The sequence below is a fragment of the Funiculus sociatus GB2-C1 genome (assembly GCF_039962115.1).
Classification (GTDB): Bacteria; Cyanobacteriota; Cyanobacteriia; order Cyanobacteriales; family FACHB-T130; genus Funiculus; species Funiculus sociatus.
Window position 1 is genome coordinate 1 of the sequence record NZ_JAMPKJ010000025.1, and the last position, 23,706, is coordinate 23,706.

The following is a 23,706-nucleotide window of genomic DNA, read 5'->3' on the forward strand; positions in this document are numbered from 1 at the left end:
TGTCGGCAAAAAAGCTGGCAAGGCTATCTCTAACTCCACTTGCCTTGCGTTTGCCTCGATTGCGCTCCACTAAATTATCCACTTGTGACAGTCAAAGGGCGGAATGTGGGCTACATATTTACCACTACCCCTAAAAATTTTGCTTAATCTATTACACAGGGCAAGCGCATCTCAAATGCTATTGACAAGCGGGTTGAGAGTTTTCATCAATTTGGGTTAAACAAGCAGCCAAAATCTTGAGCATGTAATTATTATCCATAGCAGCTTGATTCGATTTTTGACGAGTGCTACGCCCTTAAAGATTGTTCTCGATTTTAACCCAATGGAGTCGATTTTCAATCTGCCAATGTCCTTCAGTGAGGCTAATCGTTGTCCTGTAGCGCTCAGGCTAGTGCAGCTTGGCAAAAATAAGTGGCCCCACTCAACGGAGAACCGCTATATATCAAAGCCTAGATGTCTTCTGCGATGCAGACAGGTAAAATCAGCAAGCATGGAAGTTAGCCAACGAACAGAGAAAGCCGGGAGTAATAAACTATGAGATTCGTGTCCGACCCACCGATATCACTCAAAATCCGCAAAATGAAGGAGCGGGTGCGGTGGCTGGAACCGAGTCTTGTGGAGCGGGGAATCGATCAAACCCGGATGGTTTTAGATGATGCCTGTGAGAGTCCAGAGTTTTCATTTTTAGTGGTGGGTGATAGCGGTTCTGGTGCCTATCGGGGAGAAAACCCTCAACGGCAAGTTGCAGAACTAATGCTGCCCCACCGCGAAGAGAGTCGTTTCGTCTTGCACACGGGGGACGTGATCTATCTGGTTGGCTCCAGCGAATACTACCTGAAAAACTTCATTTCTCCCTACCGAGAATTTTTGGTGGGGGGCGAACAACCAGAGCGCATTACTTATGACCAAATGGTCTTCAATACGCCGTTTCTTCCTGTACTAGGGAACCACGATTACTATGACGTGCCGATTATCTACGGTCTGATAGCACACGCGGCTCTGCCACTGCGCCGCCTGTTAAAGTCGAAGTTAGATGGCGGCTTCGACATTGGCTGGCATGGTTCGGGACAAGGCAATGCCTATGCACGGGCGTTTCTTGACTACCTGAAGGCGTTTGACCCCAAGGGAGAATTGGAACATCATCTAGACAGTCATTACACCGCCAAAACCGAAACAGGTCGTTGTCTTCGTTATCAACCGGGACGTTTTACCCGCCTACCTAACCGCTATTACACCTTCCGTAGCGGTGGGATTGATTTCTTTGCACTTGACTCAAATACTTTTAACGCGCCATCACCGCTTCCAGCCACAAAAGAGGGGGACGCTTACCGCCGGGAACTGGAAAAGCGTCGGGATGACCTAGAGCGGCAAAAGCGGCAAATTATTGAAACTTCATCTGAACTTGACTCTAACCAACCTGACGATGCGGAACAGCTTGATGACAATCGTACCAAGTTAGAGCAAATCGACGAGCTTCTGCTCGACATTGAGAAACAACTAGCAGCCGACGAAACAACTGTCATCGACCTGGAACAACTAAACTGGCTTCGACAAAAGCTAATTGAATCTTGGAATACAGCCCAGGTGCGCGGACGTGTGATTTATTTTCACCATCCTCCCTATGTCACGGAAGCGACAAAGTGGCACCAAGCACAAACTTTAGCGATTCGCAACCGACTCCGCCAGGTGCTGGATGCGGTGGCTAATGCTGTAGGCAAGCAGGCGGCGGGGCGTCCGTTGGTCGATCTAATTCTCAGTGGCCATGCTCACTGCTTGGAATATATCCGTACTGGCGATACTGGACACGCAGATTCCAACCTGAACTGGATCGTGTGTGGTGGCAGTGGTTACAGTCTCCGCCGCCAACGCTCCGAAGGGCCGGAATTGACAGAAACTTTTCGGAATAGTCAGAGCGATCGCACCCGCTTGGTAGCGAAATCATTGCTTTTTGTGGGGCGCAATGGTCAAGGTTTCTACAAGCGACGACCGTACTCGTTTTTGCGGATCGATGTCCAAGACGGTCGCCCGCCTAAGTTCAAAATTCGACCGTTTATCGCTGAGCAATTTAGAAAACAGTGGAACAATAGCGAACTTGAACCGTTTGCAATTTAACTTTTGGCTTTGATCTCAGATAGCGGTTTGCAATTGGGTGTAGTACATTCTGACTTCTCCCCACCTCCTCTGTGTTACCCGCATCTGACACACTTGGTTGATTAAGTTTCCAACCCATCAGTAGCGGCTACTGGCAAGGCTACCGGAGGATTTGGGTCGTCTTTTCGCTTGTAGCTAGGCGTATCTGCTGCTGGCACAATAACTTTAAGCGCGTGCTTGATGCTTTTGAGGGTGACGGGCAATTCTCCCAACGGATGACCGTCGATGTGGACTGGTAACTTCGCCTTTGATGTTAGTCTTACCTCTGCAACTTGGTAAGTTTCGATTTTAGAACTCCGACGATATTGTCCCTTGCTAATCGACCAGAAGTGACGAATCAGTTCCCATTTACTAAAGTCGCGGAAGACGCTCACCGTCAGCAGACCATCATCCATAATGGCATCTGGAGCTACAGTAAAACCAGTACCGTAATAAGGGCCGTTGGCGATCGCTACCAGCAAAGCTTCTATCCGAAACTTACTTCGGTTGCGCCCTAGTCGCCGCAGCAAAAATCGCCGCCGAGAGGCAGGTTGAAGGATAGCCTCAGATATTGGACGGTCAAACTGGATATTTAGCCGTTGCGGTTTATAGCCAATTGCCAGTTGAGCAGCTTGGAGCATCCGACCCCAACGCCCACCTTTGATTTCTTCACCTAATGGAAACAGGGCTGCATCCAGTCCCACACCAGCCGCCTCAAAGAAGTAATTTTCATTGTTGGCTTGACCTACATCAATGCTTTTAATTTCACCGTGCGCCAACACAGCGCAAGCTTCAGCGACATCGGTTGGCAGGTTGAGGCTGCGGGCGATATTGTTATAGGTGCCTATGGGGATAATGCCGAGCGGAATTGGTGCGTGGATTAAGCCTTTGGCAACTTCGCTTACAGTTCCATCGCCACCACCGACAACAACCATGTCGTAGCCTTCTTCTACTGCTCGTTGTGCAATCAAGGAAGGTGACTCTGAAGCAGTAGTAAATGCGAGGTCAGCTCGAATATCTTGGGCTTCCATCCCCGCGATGATTTCGGGCAGCTTCATCGGGTTGGGCTGAGTATCGCCCGAAATCGGGTTCATGATCAGGCGAGCGCGCTTCATGTAAAGGTTGTTGCAGAGTGGGGAACTATTAGACTCGTAGAGCTGCTAGTTTTAGGTTCACCTTAGCACACACAACTAGCGGTTTTGGGTAGAATACCAAAGTTGCTAGACTAAAGCGCGATTGACTTAAGAAAGCCAAACTTTCAATAAGATTGATTTTGCACAATTATTTTGTACTGTGGCAGTGGCCACAATTCACCCTGTAGTAAAATTAAACTTTTATATCTCTGCAATTATCAACATCTAAAGGTGCCGTCAGGCAAGATGTAAGTAAAGGCATACAGAGATTTTTGACTAGACTTTGGCTTGCACGGCGGTACTCGATTCAATACTATGACTGCTTCCCAGATTGCTTCTTCATCCATAATTGACGACATTGCTCGACTCACCCGCGAAGCCGCACGTCAGCTGGCGGTTCTCTCAACTGATGCTAAAAATCAAGCAATCGTGGCGATCGCGATCGCGCTTGAAGCCGCAACATCTGAAATTTTGGCGGCTAACGCGGCTGATTGCAAGGCGGCGGAGGCGGAGGGAATTCCTAAACCGCTTTATGCTCGGTTAAAGTTGGATGAGACAAAATTGCAGGGCGCGATCGCGGGTGTGCGAGATGTGGGACGCTTGAGCGATCCTGTCGGCGCAGTCCAAATTCATCGGGAACTAGATACAGGTTTAATTCTCAAGCGCATAACTTGTCCTCTAGGTGTTCTAGGAGTGATTTTTGAAGCACGTCCGGATGCGGTAATGCAAATTTCTACTCTGGCGATTAAATCCGGCAATGGTGTCATTCTCAAAGGCGGACAGGAAGCAGTGCGTTCTTGCGAAGCTTTAGTAAAAGCAATTCGTCAAGGATTAACCCAAACTGGTATTAATCCAGATGTTGTGCAGTTGCTAACTACCAGAGAAGAAACGCTGGAATTGCTGAAGTTAGATCAGTATGTGGATTTAATTATTCCTAGAGGTTCTAACTCATTTGTCCGATTTGTGCAGAATAACACTCGGATTCCGGTCTTGGGTCATGCAGAAGGAATTTGTCATGTATATGTGGATGAAGCTGCTGATATTGAGAAAGCTGTAGCCATTACCGTAGATGCCAAAACCCACTATCCAGCCGCTTGCAATGCTTTAGAAACTCTGCTGGTGCATAACGCGATCGCTTCCGAATTTTTGCCGAAAGTTGCTAAATCTTTGCAAGAAAAAAATGTGGAATTGCGGGGAGATGAGAAAACCTGCCAAATTCTAGACATTGCAGCTGCTACAGAAGCAGACTGGGTGACAGAATACAGCGATTTAATTCTCTCTATTAAAGTTGTGCATTCCCTGGAGGACGCGATTAACCACATCAATACTTATGGCTCAAAGCATACAGATGCTATTGTGACCGAAAGTTCCGAAGCTGCTGCAACATTTCTTGCTCAAGTTGATGCTGCTGGTGTCTTCCACAACTGTTCCACTCGCTTTTCTGATGGCTTCCGCTACGGATTTGGCGCAGAAGTGGGAATTAGCACTCAAAAAATGCCGCCTCGTGGGCCAGTGGGTTTAGAAGGATTGGTGACATACAAATATCAAATTGTAGGTGATGGGCATATTGCCGCCTCCTACAGCGGTGCAGATGCCAAACCTTTTATCCATCGCGATTTGTAATCTCTCGTTCCCAAGCGGAGCCTGGGAATGCCAATCAGCCGACTTTCTACTAAGAAATTCGTATAGCCCTACGTTATAAGCTTGCGATTAAACTAGGACAATTTCGGAACCAGAGGGAGAGCCTTTACGAGTGTATTCCCTGGTTCTAGCCGGGGAGCGAAAGAATGGCTAAGGGCTAATAATTAATGATTAATGACGAATTAAACTGGTTTGCAATGGCTTTACAATTGCGGGGGTCAGTGGCTCCCATCATTTTTCCTCGTGTTTTGTTGTGCGGAGGATTTGGCTTTTTAATCTCTCTATTCTATTATTGGGGGTTACCAGTATCAGAGAATAGTTTGGCTAGCTTAGTTACTAATGTTGTCTACAACTTGGTATTAGGTTTATTATTAGTTTTTCGGACAAACACGGCTTACGATAGGTTCTGGGAAGGTAGGAAATCATGGGGTATTTTAGTTGTGAATGTCCGCAACTTAGCGCGTCAGATTCGGGTAGCGATCGCTACTACAGAACTGATAGATAAAGACAACAAAGATTCAACGCTGCGCCTATTGGGTGCTTTTGCGATCGCTACTAAATTACAGTTGCGCCAAGAACCGATAAGCGAGTTGGAAGATATAATTACCCCATCCCAATCGCTCAAGCTCAAAAGTGTGAAAAATCCCCCATTAGAAGTTGCTCTTTGGATTGGCGATTACCTACAACAGCAGTATAACCGAAATTTATTAAGTAGCAATCAGTTGATTGCTATGAACGAATTGCTAGATAAAATGGTAGAAGCTTTAACTGGCTGCGAACGCATTGTAAAAACGCCAATTCCTTTAGCTTATTCTATCTACCTCAAGCGATTATTGCTAATATATTGCTTTTTGTTACCTTTTCAATTAGTTGCAAAATCGGGATGGTGGACAGGTATAATCGTTATTTTACTAAGCTTTGTTTTGTTTGGAATCGAACAAATCGGCAATGAGATAGAGAATCCTTTCGGACATGATACTAATGATTTGCCATTAGATGAGATTTGTAGCTCAATGATTCAGAATATTGAGGATTTAATTATAGATAAACCTCAGGAGGCAGAAGTCTTAAGTGCAAATGTATCTGTACAGGATATAGCATAAATTTTGGCTTCTGAAAAATTAAACTCAAAATTGCAATGGATAACATTCAGATAACAGGGATTCGCTGCTACGGCTACACAGGCTATTTACCAGAGGAACAGGTACTGGGACAATGGTTTGAAGTGGACGTGACTTTATGGCTGGATTTGGCACCAGCGGGAAAAAGCGATGCTATAGAAGACACTCTGGATTATCGCACAGTGATTTCAACAGTAAAGAATCTGGTGAAAACGTCTAAATTTGCCTTGGTGGAACGATTAATCAGCGCGATCGCATCGAACATCTTAGAATTAGAGCAAGTGACACAAGTTCAAATTAGACTCAGCAAACCCGCCGCACCAATTCCAGACTTTGGCGGCAAAATCACCCTTGAAGTGACAAGAACGAAGCAAGAAGTCTAATAGCTAATGGTTTATTGTTGATGATTATTAGCTATTAGCAACCTGACCGACAATAAAATTATACATAGGGACAAAAAACGTGACTTTTCGGATTTTAAGCTTTGACGGTGGCGGTATTCGAGGCGTAATTGCTGCAACGATGCTGGCAACAATCGAAAAAATGATCGGCCAACCTTTAAATCAGTATTTTAACTTAATTGCTGGAACCTCCACGGGAGCAGTTTTGGCGGCGGGGATTGCCACAGGTCTTCAACCTTCCCAGATGGTGGAACTATACCAAAGAAAAGGTTCTAGAATTTTCCCTTATAGAAGCATTTGGTCGCCGCAACGGGCGGGATTAGTTCTTCAGTATGGAATTTCTGCTCCTAAGTATTCAGATAACGGTTTAATTTCCGTTCTCAAAGAAGAATTCAAATACACAAAACTGTCAGATATCACTTCAACAAATCTGCTGGTTACTGCCTACGATACAATTGGCCGGGAACCGCTGATTTTTAAAAGCTGGCGCAAAATTTTTGGCGATCTTCCTGTGTGGGAAGCGTGTGTTTGTTCTGCATCTGCGCCTACCTTTTTTCCTGCACACAAATTGGATCGGAAAGAAGAAGGCAAAGCTCAAGGTGGAGAGATAAACACTATAACGCTGAGTCCAGAGGCAGCGGACGACAATGGTGATTACAATCAAATGCTCATTGAGATCATCGGTGGTACGGGAAGGGGTCAAACTCGTACTATCATCGGGTACAGAGGGGCAATTCATCAGGCGATAGTGGATGAACCTTGGGCAGTGGTGCCTGACAATACTTCTATATACCGAGTGGCAAAGGTATATTCAGTTATTGACGGCGGTGTAGGCGCAAATAATCCGACAGCTTGCGCGATCGCTGAAGCATTGCGACTTGGCTATGAACCCAATGATCTTTCTGTCCTCTCAGTGGGTACAGGAAGTCTTACCCGTGAAATTCCCCTAGAATCTGCTCAACAATGGGGTGCAACACAATGGGCGTTACCAATTCTTGATGTAATTTTTGATGCCTCATCTGACATTAATAATTACATCGCTAAGCAGATTATTCAGGATAATCGTTACTTGCGTTTGCAATTTAGATTAGATAGCAAATTGACCGGAAAACGCTTGAGTGACGATATAGATGATGCTAGTCCGGTGAATATTGCAAATCTGGTTGAAGCTGCAAGGGTTTACATCAGTCAACGACCAGTGCAAGAAGCGTTAATGAATTTATTGAAATATTGAGTTGATATTTCTCGTTCCTAGTCAGAGGCTGGGAATGAGAAACACAGGGCTTTCCCTTGTGAGTGAGCTACACAGATATCCGACAACTCCAAGAAGTCGGGTATCTCTCCACATAGCCTGTACTTCATCAGACTGCAAGCCGCTGTATCAACTTAATAATTATTATCCAAATTTGAGGCAATGAATAAACCAGCCGCATTGCTATCAAGTGGCTTAGAGAAAAAGTATCCTTGCCCGAATTCGCAGTTTAGCGATCGCAATTTCTCCAGCTGATCCGCCGTTTCTATCCCTTCTGCGATCGCATCCAGTCCCAGATTGTGAGCCAGGGTAAGAATTGTTTTTACAATTTCGGAATCTTCCCCTTCTCCCCGCATACCCTTAACAAAGGAACGGTCAATTTTTAGAGTATTGAGGGGGAAACGGTGCAGGTAGCTTAAAGAAGAATATCCTGTGCCAAAATCATCAATACTTAACCGAATTCCAGAGTTACTTAGTTGCTGAAGCATCGCGGTAGCAGCGGCGGCATTTTCCATCACCACAGTTTCAGTAATCTCCAGTTTCAGACAATGGGCTGGTAACTCGGTTTCCTCAAGAATTTGCTTAATTTGTTCAGTTAAATCGGGTTGGGAAAACTGTTTGCCGGATAAATTGACGCTCATGGTTAACGGCGCTAAGTCAGGAAATTCTAGTTGCCAGAGGTGCATCTGACGACAAGCTTCCCGCAAAATCCAGATTCCCATAGGCACAATTAAACCAGTTTCTTCAGCGACGGGGATAAATTCAATTGGAGAAACTAAGCCGCGCATCGGGTGAGACAACCGCACCAATGCCTCAAAGCCAGCAAGTTTGCCAGTGGCTAAGGAGACAATTGGCTGGTAGTGCAGCAAGAGTTTTGATTTCTGAGCTTGGTTTTTTGAATTTTGAGTTAATGGAGTATTAATTGAGAATTCAGAATTTTCTGGAAGGGCGCGTCTGAGGTCATTTTCTAAATGCAAGCGAGCCACAGCATGGGCGTGCATGGCGGTGGTAAACACCTCGTAGCGGGCTTTGCCGAGAGCTTTGGCGCGATACAAGGCGATATCAGCGTCGCGCAGAATGTCTCCGGGATAGGGACATACATTCTGGATGCCGGATGAGCCATCGCTCATCTGGCCGCCACTCAGAGTAATGCCAATGCTGGCGGTAACAACTACCTCATGCCTATCGAGATTAAAAGGTGTCCGCAGTTCCTCTTGGATGCGTTGGGCGATCGCAATCGGAAAGCTGAGATCGCAAACATCCTCCAACAAGAGGACAAATTCATCGCCCCCAAGCCGCGCCACCGTATCGCCTTCCCGCAGGCAAATTTGCAGACGATTTGCGATCGCAATTAGCAGAGAATCGCCTGTAACATGACCCAGGCTGTCATTGACCACTTTAAACCGATCCAGATCCAGAAATAAAACTGCAAACTGATACTCTGGCTGTCTTCTAGATCGCGCGATCGCTTGTCCCAGCCGATCCATAAACAATGCTCGATTTGGCAAACCAGTCAGCGGATCGTGAAACGCATCATAAATCAACTGTTCCTCAGCCACCTTCCGGTCTGTAATATCAGTCTGCGATCCAGCCATCCGATACCCTTTCCCATCGGCATCTCGAATAGCTAGCCCCCGACAGAGCATCCAGCGGTAGTTTCCATCTTTATGCAACATCCGATACTCTTTCTCGAAGTGCTGAGTCAGCCCTTCCAGATGCGCGTCCAGTGTTGCTTTGACTCGATAAAAGTCTTCCGGATGCACCCGGTTAAACCACTCTTGGGGACTGTCGCTAATTTCGTCTTCTTGGCAACCCAACATGGATTTCCAGCGGGGTGAAAAATAGACTGTTTCTGTTTTCAGGTTCCAGTCCCACAGTCCCTCATTGCTGCCACGAACCGCCAGCGCATAGCGCTCCTCACTTTCCCGCAGCGCCTCTTCTGCTTGCTGGCGCTCCTGAGCTGCCGCCAAAACATTCGCAACAGCTTGCAAGAAATGTACGTCATCTTCAGTAAACTTTCGGTGAGTCGTCGTGTGAACGCTCAACACCCCAAAAGGTTCGCCTTGACCATGAATAATCACACTCATGCCGCTGATGACCCGGTGGTTGTGCAGCAATGGTGTTCCAGAAAAGCGCGTTTCGATGCGGAGGTCTTCGACAATGACTGGCTTCCCTGTCAGCAGCGTATATCCTGCCTGGGAACGGTCGTGAGCGCCTACTTTTGCAGACCCGACAAACCCTTCCTGCCAACCGACACCCGCTCTGAGAAAGAAAGCATTACCTCCCGCCATCAGTTCCAAAACCATGCAATACTTCACTTCCAAGGTTTGGGCAACAATGGTGATGGCTTCATCCATCAGCTTGTCAAGACTCGTGCCAGAAAGCGCCCGTTGACCGAGTTGCGCTATCACTGCTGAGGCACACGCATGGGATCTTAGTTCTTCTTCAGCGGCTTTGCGTTCAGTGATATCGCGTTGCACCGCCAGCATATGGGTGAACCAACCGCTACTATCTGCCAGTGGCACGATATTCAGCTCTACCCAAAATTGCGAACCGTCTTTGTGGTAATTGATTAACTCGGCTCTGACTGACTCCCAGCGCGAAATAGCCTGACGTATTTTGTCTAGTTGCGATCGCTCGGTCTTTGGCCCTTGCAAAAACCGGGGAGTCCTGCCAACAACCTCTTCCAGGCTATAACCTGTCATCCTGGTAAAGGCTTCATTGACATAGACAATCTTAGGGCCAAGCGGCTCCTCCATCGGTTCGGCTTTGGTAATTACAATCCCATCATTAGCGTTGACCACCACTGACTCTAGTAGGCGCAGGCGCTCCTCAGAAAGCGTGAAGAAACGTCCTAATTTTTCTACTTCTTGGTGTGGCGGGGCATAGGTCAAACGGGCCAAATCGCGGCGTAATTCTTGTTGGGCAACGATCTGACGTGCTAAACTTTGCAGTGCCTCTGCCTGTTTTGGGCTGAACTGGCGCGGCACTAGGCTCATATTGGCATCAATGATACGAGGTTGGGGATTTGTCTCTAGTTTAACTTTTTGATTACTAGCTAGTTGTGGTTTTATCATTTATAAATACTCATTTAAGCATGGGTATATATAGGCTGCAAAACCGTTTTATAACTAATATTTTACTATTTTTATTAATTTTTAATATTCTTGTTATTTCTTAACTATTCTCAATCTTTTACAGGATTGATATGTTGTTTGTATGAAGCTACGATTGCTCGTGTGAAGGCAAGGCAAAATATCAAAGTTATTATTATTATCATATTTTGCAGGCAAAATAATATCTAGGCTGTTTCTGGAAGTGAAGAAGGCAAAACTAAGCATTTTTACCTTCTTCCTTGTGGCTGATTTATTTTCTTTCGGCTACGATTCTATGGGAAAAAACAGCCTACTTTTGGAGGAGTATTTCCAGGCAATTCCTTCTGGATCTCGGCTCTTGCTCCAATCTGAAAAGTATGGCTCACTTCTGCGTTTGTAAACAGTGCTGGAATGAACATCAAGCCGCCTTGCCAGTTCGGATTGGATGATACCTTTAGAGCTTGTTGGTTTTTCAGTCGCTTGTTTGTCTTGTAAGCGCGTGCTTGGCTGCTCATCTAGTGAGGTTGTTTCGTCTTCTGAGGCATCATCATCGCTATCATCATCTAGACTGTACTCTTCGCTATCGTCAAATATGGTGCCTAGAGTGCTAGCGGTAACAAAGTAATAAACTGTGCCTTGGTCTTGATAGTCAAGGGCGCGAGCGCCGAATTCCTGAGATTTTGTCTCTAAGTACCGTTGCGCTGCTGATGCAGGCAGATTTGCTTTCATTGCCAAGTCAAGTGCGGTAACGCGCCCTTGGGTTTCTTGGATCAGCTGATGAAAAAAAGGATTTACTTGCTGACTCCACTTTTGCCATTGATAGTTTTGCCAAAGCCTCAAAATAATTCCCAGCAACAGCAGTGCTAACAGCACAGGCCATGCTACAAACAGAAAGGCAATTCCAAAGGCAATAGGCAAAAGGACAACCAGACAACCACCTGCACTACTATTTACGGGTTTTCCAGCCATGTTGCTTATTGAATATACTTAGGTCTTGATATCGCAATAATTGCCGTTGTGGCAAATAATCATAATATTTGCACGGCTATGGGCGATCGCAACCAAACCAAAAGGCAAAAGGCAAAAATAGGCAAAAGCAACGTCTCTACACGTTGCTTTTGCGTTGTTACTTCGGTTGGGACACCTTCAATGTAGAAGAAGCAGTGCGTCCAAACTCTTCGGGAGCATATTGCAGATGAACTTCTGCACCGGGCCAGAGGAACGTGCCTGGGGTGACGGAACGGACGAGGTAGTGCAGGCTGTAAACTCCAGGTTCAAGGCGATCGCTATAAGCGACAATGCGATCGCTATAAATTGTCTTGAAGCCAAAGTTATCGGACTGTGATCGCACGTTGACACCGCTAGTCTGGAAACTGGCATCCACCGCCTCAAACCCCGCCGGGAGATGATCGGTAATCACAACCCGATCCACAGGACGATCGGCGATAATCTCCAAACCAATATCAAACACCTGTCCCGCTTCCACAGTCAACGGCTCATCCTCAGCATAAAGACCTTGTTTTTGCAAGATTTTTTCTTGGCTAACCCGACGAATTTCCCGCACCACTCGCAAACCATTGAATCTCCCCGGCTGATTTCCCTGTAGGCGATAGCGATAAGCAACAAGGTAGTGTAGCGTACCCTGACCAGATTTTTGCAGAATCAGGTCGTGGCGCGATCGCGGTAACTGTGCCATTGGCACTTTAATATCCTGGCTGGGGTTGGTGTAACCTTTAAACTGAGCTGAACCTAAATTTTGCGAAGCTAGTTTCACAGTGGCGGCAAAATTAGGCGGTGTTGGCTGGAGTTGAGTGTATTCCACCAAAGCTGTCAATGCTTGGGCGTTATCATAAGTATTCGGCCAAGTGCCATCGCGCCGCAGTCCCAGAAGACTTTGCACTAGGCGATCCAAAGTTTCAAGCTTACTCTTTTGAGAAATAGCAAGACGTAAAGCTTCAGCTTGTGCAGTTGTTGGCGAACTTAGCCACGATAAGCCTTGGGGAAGATTTATTGTAGCTGTACGACCTGTTTGATAGATATTCTCCTGCAATTGATTCCATAGAGTTTGCGATTCTTCTTGCCACTCTGGAAACCCAGATAAGTAACGCGCCAGTTTAATCTGAGTAACTAAATCAAATTGACTGCGTTGTGCATAGATATCTGCTAAAAAGTCATTGCGTTTTTCTCCCAGTTCTGATAATGCTATCAGGGCTTTTAGTCGCAACTGATTTTTGCATTCTTGAGAACACAAATCATTTTGACCGGGAGCTGCTAGGATTTTCTTTAAGTAGGATTTCAGCCGAGACATCATTCGAGAATCTACTGTCAATCCTGCTTGAGAGGCTTTAGCCAAAGCTTGTGCGGCGTAGGGAGTCACAAAAGGATCTGATTTCTCTTGTCCGGGGAAAGCAGCAAAACCACCATCAGCCTGCTGGAGTTTTTGCAACTTTAAAATAGCTGTAGCTGCTTGCTGGCTGGGGTTAAATTGTTTGAAATTCCCATATTTTTCAGAAAGAGATTGTAAGCTGGATGCGATCGCTAACTGACTCGCCGCAGGTTCCAAGAAAGGTAATTGTTCATCCTGCAAAACTTGTTTCGCTGGTGCGGTAATTTCCGGTATCAGCGTACTAGCTAGGGAAATCTCCAAACCTCCCGCATCAGGAACAACATTTTTATCAACATTCACAGGAATCTTCACCTCTCCCCCCCTTTTTGAAGGGGGGTTAGGGGGGATCGTTCCCGACTCTACAACCTGTTCAGTAATTTCTAACGGCTTCACCTGCAAAGGCACTTCAAAAGCATCAGATATACCGTTCAACTGCGTGGTAAACTTCACCTGAGATTCGCCTGCACTACCTGCAACTATAGGAAAGCGATAGGCGCGAGTTCCAGATTCTGCTTTGGTTTGTATCCCGCGATGATTGTCTGCAAACTGTAAGGAACCGCCGACAACACCGTTAATCGCCAAATTTCCTGTTTGTTGGGTGTTGTTAGTGACAGATAAACCAACTTCCAAGCGATCGCCTGGACGCGCAAACTGCGGCAATATAGGATTAGACAGCAACGGTTTAGTTGTGATAAACGTCGTCTCAGCGTTCCCAAAGCGCAAATTTCCATCAGTAGCAACAGCCATGACCCGCCAAGTCGTCAAGTCATCTGGTAACTTAAAAGTCACGCTAGCTCGTCCACTTTCATCTGTGACGACGCTATTGTAGTAAGCTAAAGCTTGGAAATCCTTGCGGATGCGCGTACTTGCTGCGCCTGCTGATTGTCCCCCGCCATAACCCCAGCCTTTGGGTTTAGCTAATTGATTGGGTTGGACTACTACATTCTGACGATTATCGCTGAAGCGAGTAGAAATAGACTGCTCTGCATAAACAGTTTTTACCAAATCCGGCGGATGGTATCCACTCAATTGCAACACCGCCTCATTCACCGCCATTACAGTAAATTGTCCTTTTACTGGGTTTCCGGTAGCATCCTTCAATTCTAGTTGTACTGTTTGTTCTGCACCGGGTTGTAAAGATGGTGCATTCACCGTCTCGACAATTTTTAAATACTTGTCGTCCAAGTTGGTTTTGAAAGGTGCAAAACCAATTCGCATCAAGTTTTTCAGATTTCCCAAATCCACCTGGTTTATATTAGCGCCTTGTCGAACCAAGACAGCCTCTACTGCTGCATTTGGCAGCATTTCTGGTGTCACTTGGAATTTAATTTGCGGCGCACCACCTTTAACTTTGGTAATTGTTTTATAAAGAGGTTTGTCGCGGACAACTGCAAAGTATAATTCTGCTTCCGGATAGGGAGACTGGATTAAAGCTGTAGCAATTTCACCGGGTTTGTAGGTGTCTTTGTCGAGTTTTACTTCTACGCGATCGCTTTCTCTTTCTCCCCAGTTTACCGCGTTGTCGCCAGTTGCCCAAATCTGTAAATCTGTGGCGGTTACTTCGTCTTTAGAATCAGCAAAGTTGGCGCGAATCCGATAAGAACCGGATTCTGTCGGAGTCAGCGAGACAGATTGAGGACTATTTCCCGATTTTACCTCTACTTCTCCTACCGTCTTATATTCAACCTGATTTTTAGCAGTATTGCTGCCTTCCACTACTCGCGTGACACTGCTGTACTTTATTTGTTGCAGTTGGACGCGCACCCGTTGACCTGCGATCGCTTTTCCGGTAGCATCGGTGACGATAACCTGGACGGGGAAAGGTTGAAGAGCATCAGCAACGAAATTGCTGGAAAGTCCGATTAAGCGAGCGCTCGGCAATACCGTAAACGTTTTAGAATCAGAGACAGACAGATTAGAAACATCCGCAACTTGCACATCCACCCGATAAATCATCGGGTAAGGCAAATCCTTAGCAATTTTGACAATTTGACTACTCTTCCCGCCACCATCTAACACCTGATTTGATTGCAGCACATCGCTGGCGACAGTAGGACTTTCCTCCGGCCAAAACCACTGTCGCCCGAAAGAGAATTGCTCCCACCCTTTCGGTTTAAAATCAGCTTGCGACCTAGTGACATAATATTGAGCTTTCCCTCCTTCCACAGGCGAACCAAACAGATAATTACTAGCAGCTTTCGCTTCAACTTGTTGCTCACCTATAGCAAATTCTTTGTCTAAATTTAACTCAACCTTAAAATTGGGTGGTTTGAATTCAGCAACCCGAAAGTCGCCAGAAATTTCCCTACTATTTTTACCTTTAGCTTGAATGGAATAATAGCCGAGAGGCTGATTATTTCGCAAGGGCAATTCCAGGGAAAACGTGCCAAATTCATTTGTGCTTTGAGTGCCTAAATCTGTCTTTTGACCATCTGGATTTAATACCGTTACTTTATAACTAGCATTTTTGTCCTGCTTGATACTGCCATTTTCTAAATAGTAAGCAAAACCAGTAAATGCCGCCTTTTCCCCAGGTTTATAAAGCTGTCTATCTGAGAAAATTACCCCCCGCGATTGTGGCTTACCATCATCCCAGCCAGAATCAATACCATAGCCATAAGCACCGCTATATTCCTCTGTCCGGGTAAATGCCCAATCTTGATTTTCACGAGCAATTACTAACAATTTCGGTTCTTTCTCAAAGCCAGTATTTCCACCCAAGCACTGCTGCAAATTCTGACGATTTAACAACAGCGTACCATTTTGATCAGTTTCGCCAGTTGCACAAGGCGTAGGTTGAGGACGAGATTTTGCTTCCAACTTTGATTCATAAATCTCAAGGCGTGCAGCTACTACAGGAGAACCATCAGAAAGATGATGCACTCTGACGAAACCTGACTCTGGAAACCACTGTGTAAATACACCCAAATTAGTTAATTGCACCATTCCATAATTCGTCGATTCGCGCCATTGCTGCTTATTATTTTCTAAGTAGCGATTAGTTCGCGCCTGAACGCCATAAGCTAACATTCCCGTAGCGTTACCCAATTTTTCTCGCAAAGGAACAGTAACATCAATAGACTGATTTTTCTTACCCGATACCTTGAAGCTTTGCCAAGAATTGGGATTAGGCAATAAATCGTTTCCCTCTCCTCTCGGATAAGCAGAATCGCTATAAACTAAATCTGTTGGTTGAACTACTCGATAAGCTGCTTTATACTTCGATTCCGGCAAATTTGTTGTAGAAATATTCAGTTGTAAATCTTTACCTGCGGGAAAAATATTCAAGCTGGAAGGCACCCAAATATCCCCAGCTACATCGCCTGTTTCATATTTCAGGGCCACTGGTTTATCCAAAGTTTGCCCAAACTTATCTTTGATGGCACCAATGGTAATTGTATAATTTGTAGCAGGTTCCAAAGCCCAAGGATTGAGGCTAACCAAATTATCCCCATCCGCCGCTTGAATCAGTTTAGGAGCTTGTTTTGGTGCAGGATTTATGGTAATGTTCTCTATAGCTGAATCTGCAACAATGCCGTTATTAAATTGCAGTTGTGGGCTACCTTTCACAAACCGCCCGTAGGTTCCGCCTGCATCCGACTGTCCGTAATATTGGATTTTTTCAAATTTCAGCGGCGAGTAGGTTGCTACTTTACTGACAATTGGCATTGCAGTAAGCAAATTACCACGCGCCGGACGCAAACCGGGAGAAAACTGTAAGCGGTAACGAGTTGCCTTTAAGAGAGTTTGTTGCGGTACTAAAGTATACGTCCAGGTGCGATTTGAAGGGTCAAATTTATCCTGCGGCTGCTCATTATCCGCTGGAGTTGCATCTTTTTCCAAGTCAACTTTGAGCCGCACGCCCTTATTCTTACCTTCTGGAATTAGCTGCGAATGTTCTTGTATTGAAGCAATATCCAATTCCACATTTGAGTTAAATTTCAGGGTTGGCTTTAAATCAATAGCTTGCTCATCGGGATTTTCACTATTAGTGTTAGGTAAATTAGTTAGTTTAATCGTTTCAGTATTGAAAGTCCAAGCCAAATCTTTATCCAGACGATGATTTTTTAGATCCGCTAAACCTGCCTTGAGGGTGACTCTAACTCGCGTTGATTTTGGCAGTGCTTTATCTGCCTGAAATCCCACCATTCGCGGTGTCAAAAATCGAAATTGCCCCGGCAAAGGCGGTATAATTTCAAACTTTTGCAGTTTTTCCTGCTGATTTGGACTATCAAGACTCTCCACTGGAATTACAGCCTCTTTAAACCGGATCAAGATTTGGCTTAGAGGTTCAGCTTCCCCAGTCGGACTAATTTGCTCAATCCAATCTGGTAATTGCGGAGTGGGTAAAGATGGAACGGCTGGAAGTAGGTCATTTCCAGAGAGATTAATCACGCCGCATCCAGCGATAGCTAATACGAGTGCTACGACAACCAGAAACCGCATCCAAATTCTCACGATTGTGCCTATCTGTTGTAAGGATTTATCTGTACTATCCTCTGCAAAAGGGGAAGACAGCGAATCTGTATCAGGAATTGAAACTGGCATAAATTTTCCCCTCATTGCAGGTAATTCATCGGAGGGTAAACCACAAGAGTTACTCCTACATGACTCACTAACAAGAGGTCTACATCTCAACTACTCAGCCTTCCGGGTAGCTGAATCATTACGCTTAAAATCTTTACTTTATGCTGAGCTAGCACTACTCACGCTCGGCTAAGCTCCAGGCAACAAAGTCTAGGGAAAGCAGTACAACTCATTGCCTTATCTACCATCCTCAACAGAACTACCTGATTCTGACGATACCCCTGTGGATGATGGACTGCAAAACCTAGTTCCAACTTGCTAAGAGCAATTCTAGCTTTGCTCTGGCAATAGCGCATGGACTGGTTTTTTGGGGTAAACGTGGGCATCTACTACATGACAGATAGAGTTCGTCAAACTCCTCTCGTTCCTGATGATTTTCTCCGCTTGAACGTAGAACGGCGTAAAAAGGCTAGGGGATTTTTAAGCTGTGTTTTGTGGGAAGAAAATTATGTTGTCTTAATTTTTGCATTAGAAGTCGTTTCTCAAACTTACGGCGTAGAATACGACGAGAAACAGACAAAATATTCTCAGTTAGGTGTGTTGTATTACCTAATTTATAATCCTGAATATTCAAGGCGTGACTAACATGAACCTTTTGAAGTCTATGGCCTGGTTAATGGGAACTATGTGCGTTGCCCCGGTGAGCCTGTATGGATGCCTGAAATTGGTTTGGGAATTGGGCGGGGACGAGGCACTTGTGAGAGATGGACGCGGGAATGGTTGTACTGGTACGACTCTGAGGGAAATCGGTTTCTCACTCCTGAAGAGCAAGCTGAACAAGCACAACAACAGCTTGAATCGCTAATTGCCAAGTTACGACAAAAGGGAATAGACCCCGATAATTTTTAAGTTTGGTAAGGTTAGCAGTGCCTACTTTAGTATTATGAATGACTGTAGATTGATGAGCTACTTCCTTGTATTGTTAATTTAATATTCGTCAGGAGTACAGTAATTCCGGGTAATTTTGTCATATAAATTGAAAATATTTTTAGCTATTTCTTCCGCTTTTTCATCAGTCATTACTTTGATCGTTGACTCAATATTACGTTCTGCTCCAAAAGGTGCCTCTTTTAGCATTTCTTCACGTATTTTACTGAATTTTTCTTTCAATTCTTCCGGAAAATCTTTGACTTGAAGCGCCGATAAATATGCCCAAAAAGCTCGGATCAGTCTTTCTTGTAGTTTGTCTTGCGTTGAAGCCAAGTATTCTACAGCATTTCCCAGTCTTTCCCAAGTGTTATGTGTTGCCATAGTATTCACTCCATACTTACACTATATGCCAAATACCAACTAGCAGTTTCAAGTAACGCTGCATAGATCGAGATTGGTGCTGTTTCTGACATCCATCGCGGTTCCATCCTATTTAGCTAATTCACGAAGGGCATTACGGTAGTTTTTGCGGGTTTCGGCAAAAGCCTGCATCGCGGCTTCAAAATCAGGATCGTAAGCAGTTATTTGAAAACCATCTGCCGTTTCTGTCAGAAAGATAGCATCTCCCTCGTTGACATTCAGTTTCTGCAATACTTCTTTAGGTAACGTTGCTCCCAAAGAATTGCCAATCCGTCGAATCTGGATGACGTGCATACTATCACCTTTTGATTAGATAGTAGTTACGTATGTTATAACACTGTATTGCCAAAGGTCATCTCCCTATTCAGCGATAAAAGTTTTGGCAAATTTTACTGATGCAAGAGGTGCGATCGCGTCTATCCAAAATCGCTCCAATCTTCTAAAGGCGCGATCGCATCTCTCCACAAGATGCTTAAACAGGCGAGGCGGACACACGATGAAACGTAGGATTCTTATCTTTTTTCAATTGTGCTTCAATCGCATCGCAGGCAACCTTGACCCCATTTTCTGCCTGTACCTTAGTGCCAACTTCTGCGGCTTTAGCTTGGTAGCGAGGTTCGCGCAACAGGTGATCGAGTTCCTTAGCTGCACGAGAAGCTGTGTAGCGATCGCGATCGATAGTCCGTCCGACTCCTAAACGAGTAATACGTGCTGCATTGTCTGGTTGGTCGTTACTAAAGGGTACCACCAACATCGGGCGACCGGAACGCAACACCTGTGCAGTTGTCCCCACGCCTCCTTGATGCACAATAGCAGCAGCCCGGTGAAACAGTTCCGAGTAGGGAGCGTAGTCAAAAACAGCAATATCCTTAGATTGCAACTCTTTTGGCAGGTAGGGTTTATCTTTGCCAACCAGCAATACAGCCCGATGACCCAACTTTAAGGTAGCTTTGGCACTTTCGACGTAAAACTCGTCAGCAACCCATACAGCGGAACTTCCCAAAGTAAAGACAATTGGCGGATCTCCCGCATCTAAAAATGATGCCAGTTCCGGAGATAGACCAGTATTGCCATTGCGATCGTAGAAAGTAAATCCGGTGACACAAGTCTGTTTTGGCCAGTCGGGTTGGGGAGTGGCGAAAACTTCTGAGAACAAAGCCAGCACTAAGTCGGGGGAGTTCATCCCTTCAAACATAGGATCGGCAAGGGGAGATAAACCAAGCTGCGCCCGTAACTGTCGCAGGGGTTCACCCCAAGAACTGAAACGACGTTTGGCAAGGCGGATGAGCGCTCCATTGACCCCAGGGCCAAGTATGCGTAGATTTAGCCAACTGGGGAAAGTCGCCACCACTGGCGGATCGTAGGCGGAGAGCAACGACATCGGAGACAACACGCTGGAAATCCAACGAATTCCTGTTTTCTCAACAACGGGCGTTCCTGCGAAGCTCAGAGGGTGTGTCACCAACAGGTCTGCATCGCGCACTGCCGACATCAGATCCGCATAAGTTTCTTGGACATAGGGTAAGATTGCTTGGCGAAAGACGTATTCTGTGCCGTTTTGCTTGTCCATGATCAGACGCACAAGTTCTCGTTGCTGTTCAACTTCTGCGGGAAAATCGGGACGGACTGGGTGGAACTCAAGACCAGCCGCTGCGATTTTGTTACGGTAGAACTCAGCTGTGGCAATTACTGCTTGATGCCCGCGTGCCTTTAATTCTAGGGCGATCGCTATATAAGGATGCAGGTCGCCTAGGGAACCATAAGTGTGTAGAACAATCTTCATAATGGCTACCGTATCTTTTTATAGATGAGTTACTTGTATTACTACAAAACTATGGCGGTTTAAGGGTACTTTCTTCACCCGATTGGTGGACTCTATTGGGTGATTAGGAAGAATTACCCATCATTGTCTTGAGGTGGAAGCGTACCATCTGCCAGTTTCAAGCGCTTAGAGGGAAGATGCGATCGCACTTCCCCTAAAAACACCCTCATCCGGTAAAGGCGATCGCCACAATGAAGTAATGGTAAGTCTTTGTTTTAGTGGGGTTATGTGATGAGACAACCCAAAAATTGGTTGATTTGGCGTATAAACAAGAAATTTCGCGTATTGTTAGCTTTAGTGTTGCTGTGTTTGACAGTGCGATCGCTTCCTTATCTGGCACCTGTTCGCGCCAAAGATATTGCCCAGGACACGCAAGCAATAGAATTTAGCGATCGCAATGGACTTGCTCTCGGCACGTTACTCACTCGCGATCAAGAGCATACTGCTGTTGTGCCGCTGAATCAAGTTTCGCCCCAGTTTATCAACGCTATTTTAGCTGCCGAGGATAAACGATTTTATCATCACGGGGCGTTGGATCTGAAGGCTGTAGCGCGATCGCTTAAAGATGCAATTCACAGCAAAAGAATTACGTCCGGTGCTTCCACTATTACTATGCAACTAGCCCGGATGTTAGATCCTGTTCCCCGCACTTTGCCGGGCAAAATACAGGAAATTTGGCTATCTTGGCGACTAGCAGCTGGCATGAATAAAGATGAAATTCTCGCTGCTTACATCAATCGCCTGCCAATGGGAGGAAATATTTATGGTTTAGAAGCTGCTTCCCGCAACTATTTCGATATTCCTGCAAGCGATCTTAATCTTGCCCAAGCTAGTCTTCTCGCAGCCGTTCCTAATAATCCCACCTACTTCAACCCCTACGACCATTGGAAACGCTTAAAAAAGCGGCAAATTTATGTCTTAAATCGCATGGTTCAAGACAATTATATCACACGTAATCAAGCAGAACGAGCATATAAAGAAGAAATTTCCCTAGCACCTCGACAACAGGGAATTATTGCCGCACCTCACTTTTTATTCTGGGCAGCCAGCCAATTACCTCAGCATAATTCTTCTCAAATTCGCACCACTATAGATCGTCCCTTACAGCAATTTGTGGAAGCGCAAGTTCAGCAGGTAATTCGCGCCCTCACTCCAAATAATGTTCATCATGCGGCTGCTTTGGTAATTAACAACCACACTGGAGAAGTTTTGGCTTATGTCGGTTCTCCCGATTATTTTAATGAAGAATCATTGGGGCGCAATGATGGAGTTCAGGCATTGCGTCAACCGGGTTCAACTCTCAAACCTTTTCTATATGAATTAGCTTTAGAAAATCGTACCATTAGCCCTAATACAATTTTAGCTGATGTGCCAACTCATTACGCTATTCCCGGCGCAAAACTGTATAGCCCTACCGATTACGATGAAACCTTTCTAGGGCCAGTGCGGGTGCGCCTAGCTTTGGCAAATTCTCTAAACGTTCCAGCGGTGCGGGTGTTAGAAAAGGTAGGCGTACAAAATTTTCTTAATCGTCTACATCAATTGGGATTTGAGCATTTAACTCAGTCGCCAGAATATTACGGTTTGGGATTAATTTTAGGTAGCGGTGAAGTTAGCCTATGGGAGTTGGCGAGGGCTTATGTCACCTTAGCAAGACTTGGAGAAGCGACACCGCTTGTAACCACATTTTATCAAACGGGAGATCTACAAAAGGGGGGATTTCAAAATCGAAAATCGGAATGGGAATTAATTACTGATATATTAAGCGATCGCTATGCTCGTGCTACAGCTTTTGGTGTAGAATCTGTACTAGCTTTACCGTTTCCAGCCGCAGTAAAAACTGGCACTTCTTCCGATTTTCGAGATACTTGGACTGTGGGATTTACCACCGATTATACTGTTGCAACTTGGGTAGGCAATTTCAACGGCGAACCGATGCGACAAGTTTCTGGAGTGACAGGTGCAGCACCTCTATGGAATCGAATTATGTTACACCTGCACTCGCATCAAGAACCCGCCGCTTTTCCGCTTCCAAAAAATCTTGTGCAACGTCCTATATGTGCAATTTCTGGGTTGAAGCCTACGCCAGATTGTCCCTCGGTAGTGCAAGAATATTTGTTTACAGAAGATATTAGCAATTATGAGCGTCAGTCACACACTGTTAACTTGGCTTCAGAGTATGATGAGTGGTTGGCAAGGCAGGATCAACCGAGTTTTACTTCTAGTAGTCTAAAGATTTTGTCGCCTCACAATGGCGATTTTTTCCTGTTGCATCCAGGTGAAGAAACGAACCGCAGAGGCGCAGAGGACGCAGAGGGAGGAGGAACGCAACGGTTGGAGTTTAGGTTGGCGGCAATGCCTACGCAGCCTGTAGAGTGGTGGTTGAATGGGGAGAAGTTAACTACCCAGTCGTCCAATTCTCTATTTTGGCAGCTTCGTCCTGGTAAGTGGACTTTGCAAGCTAAAAGCGGTGAAATGATGGATACGGTAAGCTTTCAAGTGCAGTTGGCTGAGTATAGGCAAACACGTCGGGGTTTCTCTATTGCTAACCCTCCGGTGTTGTCGCCTTAGACTTTTTGACTTAATAAAGATTAGTATATAGCGTTTCTCAGTTGGGCGGAATATATCGCGGTTCTGACGTTCTCCCCACCTTGCTAGGGACATGGCAATGCCATATCCCTAAATATGTATCGCACCCAACCCTTGAATTGCTATATATAGCAATCTTAAATAGATTGTGAAATATTTTTTCGTTTGTAAACAGACTTTCTATCCTACCATCTAGTTATTTATAAAAGTGTAAGATTAAATCACATCTGTTGTCTGGTGCGAGAAAGTCTTTGAAGAA

The 23,706-nt window shown here is 45.4% G+C and carries 14 protein-coding genes and 1 pseudogene; 7 read left to right on the forward strand and 8 right to left on the reverse strand.

Features of this window, described 5'->3' with window-relative positions:
• Positions 1 to 534 precede the first annotated feature (534 nt).
• Positions 535 to 2,112, forward strand: a complete 1,578-nt coding sequence (locus NDI42_RS13575) for a metallophosphoesterase (protein ID WP_190458703.1) — start codon at positions 535 to 537, stop codon at positions 2,110 to 2,112.
• A gap of 101 nt (positions 2,113 to 2,213) precedes the next feature.
• On the opposite strand, the gene NDI42_RS13580 is transcribed toward NDI42_RS13575, so the two are convergent.
• Positions 2,214 to 3,224, reverse strand: a complete 1,011-nt coding sequence (locus tag NDI42_RS13580; protein ID WP_190458705.1) for a diacylglycerol/lipid kinase family protein — start codon at positions 3,222 to 3,224, stop codon at positions 2,214 to 2,216.
• Between the two features lie 354 nt (positions 3,225 to 3,578).
• Between NDI42_RS13580 and NDI42_RS13585 the strand changes: the two genes are divergently transcribed.
• The 4 genes from NDI42_RS13585 to NDI42_RS13600 all read left to right on the forward strand — a co-directional run bounded on the left by NDI42_RS13585 (position 3,579) and on the right by NDI42_RS13600 (position 7,660).
• A complete protein-coding gene (locus NDI42_RS13585; protein ID WP_190458707.1) occupies positions 3,579 to 4,886 on the forward strand; it encodes a glutamate-5-semialdehyde dehydrogenase in 1,308 nt (435 codons plus the stop codon).
• Between the two features lie 185 nt (positions 4,887 to 5,071).
• Entirely contained in the window at positions 5,072 to 6,007 is a 936-nt protein-coding gene (locus NDI42_RS13590) for a bestrophin family protein (protein ID WP_190458709.1), read from the forward strand.
• Between the two features lie 35 nt (positions 6,008 to 6,042).
• Positions 6,043 to 6,408 (forward strand): dihydroneopterin aldolase, encoded by a 366-nt coding sequence (gene folB / locus NDI42_RS13595; protein WP_190458711.1) that lies wholly within the window; start codon positions 6,043 to 6,045, stop codon positions 6,406 to 6,408.
• Positions 6,409 to 6,487: 79 nt separating this feature from the next.
• Positions 6,488 to 7,660 (forward strand): patatin-like phospholipase family protein, encoded by a 1,173-nt coding sequence (locus NDI42_RS13600; protein ID WP_190458715.1) that lies wholly within the window; start codon positions 6,488 to 6,490, stop codon positions 7,658 to 7,660.
• Between the two features lie 152 nt (positions 7,661 to 7,812).
• Here NDI42_RS13600 and NDI42_RS13605 read toward each other — a convergent pair whose 3' ends face one another.
• The 3 genes from NDI42_RS13605 to NDI42_RS13615 all read right to left on the reverse strand — a co-directional run bounded on the left by NDI42_RS13605 (position 7,813) and on the right by NDI42_RS13615 (position 17,605).
• Entirely contained in the window at positions 7,813 to 10,755 is a 2,943-nt protein-coding gene (locus NDI42_RS13605; RefSeq protein ID WP_190458717.1) for an EAL domain-containing protein, read from the reverse strand.
• A 303-nt stretch (positions 10,756 to 11,058) separates the two neighbouring features.
• On the reverse strand, positions 11,059 to 11,742 hold the full coding sequence (locus NDI42_RS13610) for a hypothetical protein (RefSeq protein ID WP_190458718.1): 684 nt from the start codon (positions 11,740 to 11,742) through the stop codon (positions 11,059 to 11,061).
• Positions 11,743 to 11,899: 157 nt separating this feature from the next.
• Positions 11,900 to 17,605, reverse strand: a complete 5,706-nt coding sequence (locus NDI42_RS13615; RefSeq protein WP_190458814.1) for an alpha-2-macroglobulin family protein — start codon at positions 17,603 to 17,605, stop codon at positions 11,900 to 11,902.
• Between the two features lie 313 nt (positions 17,606 to 17,918).
• On the opposite strand from NDI42_RS13615, the pseudogene NDI42_RS13620 reads away from it, so the two are divergent.
• Positions 17,919 to 18,595, forward strand: a pseudogene (locus tag NDI42_RS13620) (Uma2 family endonuclease).
• Positions 18,596 to 18,673: 78 nt separating this feature from the next.
• Here the strand turns inward: NDI42_RS13620 and NDI42_RS13625 are convergent.
• The 4 genes from NDI42_RS13625 to NDI42_RS13640 form a co-directional block, all read right to left on the reverse strand.
• Positions 18,674 to 18,997: a hypothetical protein gene (locus NDI42_RS13625; protein ID WP_190458720.1), complete on the reverse strand. Its 324-nt coding sequence runs from the start codon at positions 18,995 to 18,997 to the stop codon at positions 18,674 to 18,676.
• A gap of 108 nt (positions 18,998 to 19,105) precedes the next feature.
• Positions 19,106 to 19,330, reverse strand: coding sequence for an AbrB/MazE/SpoVT family DNA-binding domain-containing protein (locus NDI42_RS13630; protein WP_190458722.1), 225 nt, complete (start codon positions 19,328 to 19,330; stop codon positions 19,106 to 19,108).
• Positions 19,331 to 19,396: 66 nt separating this feature from the next.
• Complete coding sequence (locus NDI42_RS13635) at positions 19,397 to 19,531, reverse strand: hypothetical protein (RefSeq protein ID WP_348231413.1); 135 nt, start codon at positions 19,529 to 19,531, stop codon at positions 19,397 to 19,399.
• Positions 19,509 to 20,819, reverse strand: a complete 1,311-nt coding sequence (locus tag NDI42_RS13640) for a glycosyltransferase (RefSeq protein WP_190458724.1) — start codon at positions 20,817 to 20,819, stop codon at positions 19,509 to 19,511. The genes NDI42_RS13635 and NDI42_RS13640 overlap by 23 nt, the downstream gene beginning before the upstream one ends.
• Before the next feature lie 270 nt (positions 20,820 to 21,089).
• Here NDI42_RS13640 and pbpC point away from each other — a divergent pair, with 270 nt between their 5' ends.
• Entirely contained in the window at positions 21,090 to 23,429 is a 2,340-nt protein-coding gene (gene pbpC, locus NDI42_RS13645; RefSeq protein ID WP_190458726.1) for a penicillin-binding protein 1C, read from the forward strand.
• Positions 23,430 to 23,706 lie beyond the last annotated feature (277 nt).

Coding starts and splice junctions, on each gene's coding strand:
- NDI42_RS13575 (WP_190458703.1), top strand. CDS start 535: ATGAGATTCGTGTCCGACCCACCGATATCACTCAAAATCCGCAAAATG.
- NDI42_RS13580 (WP_190458705.1), bottom strand. CDS start 3,224: ATGAACCCGATTTCGGGCGATACTCAGCCCAACCCGATGAAGCTGCCC.
- NDI42_RS13585 (WP_190458707.1), top strand. CDS start 3,579: ATGACTGCTTCCCAGATTGCTTCTTCATCCATAATTGACGACATTGCT.
- NDI42_RS13590 (WP_190458709.1), top strand. CDS start 5,072: ATGATTAATGACGAATTAAACTGGTTTGCAATGGCTTTACAATTGCGG.
- folB (WP_190458711.1), top strand. CDS start 6,043: ATGGATAACATTCAGATAACAGGGATTCGCTGCTACGGCTACACAGGC.
- NDI42_RS13605 (WP_190458717.1), bottom strand. CDS start 10,755: ATGATAAAACCACAACTAGCTAGTAATCAAAAAGTTAAACTAGAGACA.
- NDI42_RS13610 (WP_190458718.1), bottom strand. CDS start 11,742: ATGGCTGGAAAACCCGTAAATAGTAGTGCAGGTGGTTGTCTGGTTGTC.
- NDI42_RS13615 (WP_190458814.1), bottom strand. CDS start 17,605: ATGCGGTTTCTGGTTGTCGTAGCACTCGTATTAGCTATCGCTGGATGC.
- NDI42_RS13625 (WP_190458720.1), bottom strand. CDS start 18,997: ATGGCAACACATAACACTTGGGAAAGACTGGGAAATGCTGTAGAATAC.
- NDI42_RS13630 (WP_190458722.1), bottom strand. CDS start 19,330: ATGCACGTCATCCAGATTCGACGGATTGGCAATTCTTTGGGAGCAACG.
- NDI42_RS13640 (WP_190458724.1), bottom strand. CDS start 20,819: ATGAAGATTGTTCTACACACTTATGGTTCCCTAGGCGACCTGCATCCT.
- pbpC (WP_190458726.1), top strand. CDS start 21,090: ATGAGACAACCCAAAAATTGGTTGATTTGGCGTATAAACAAGAAATTT.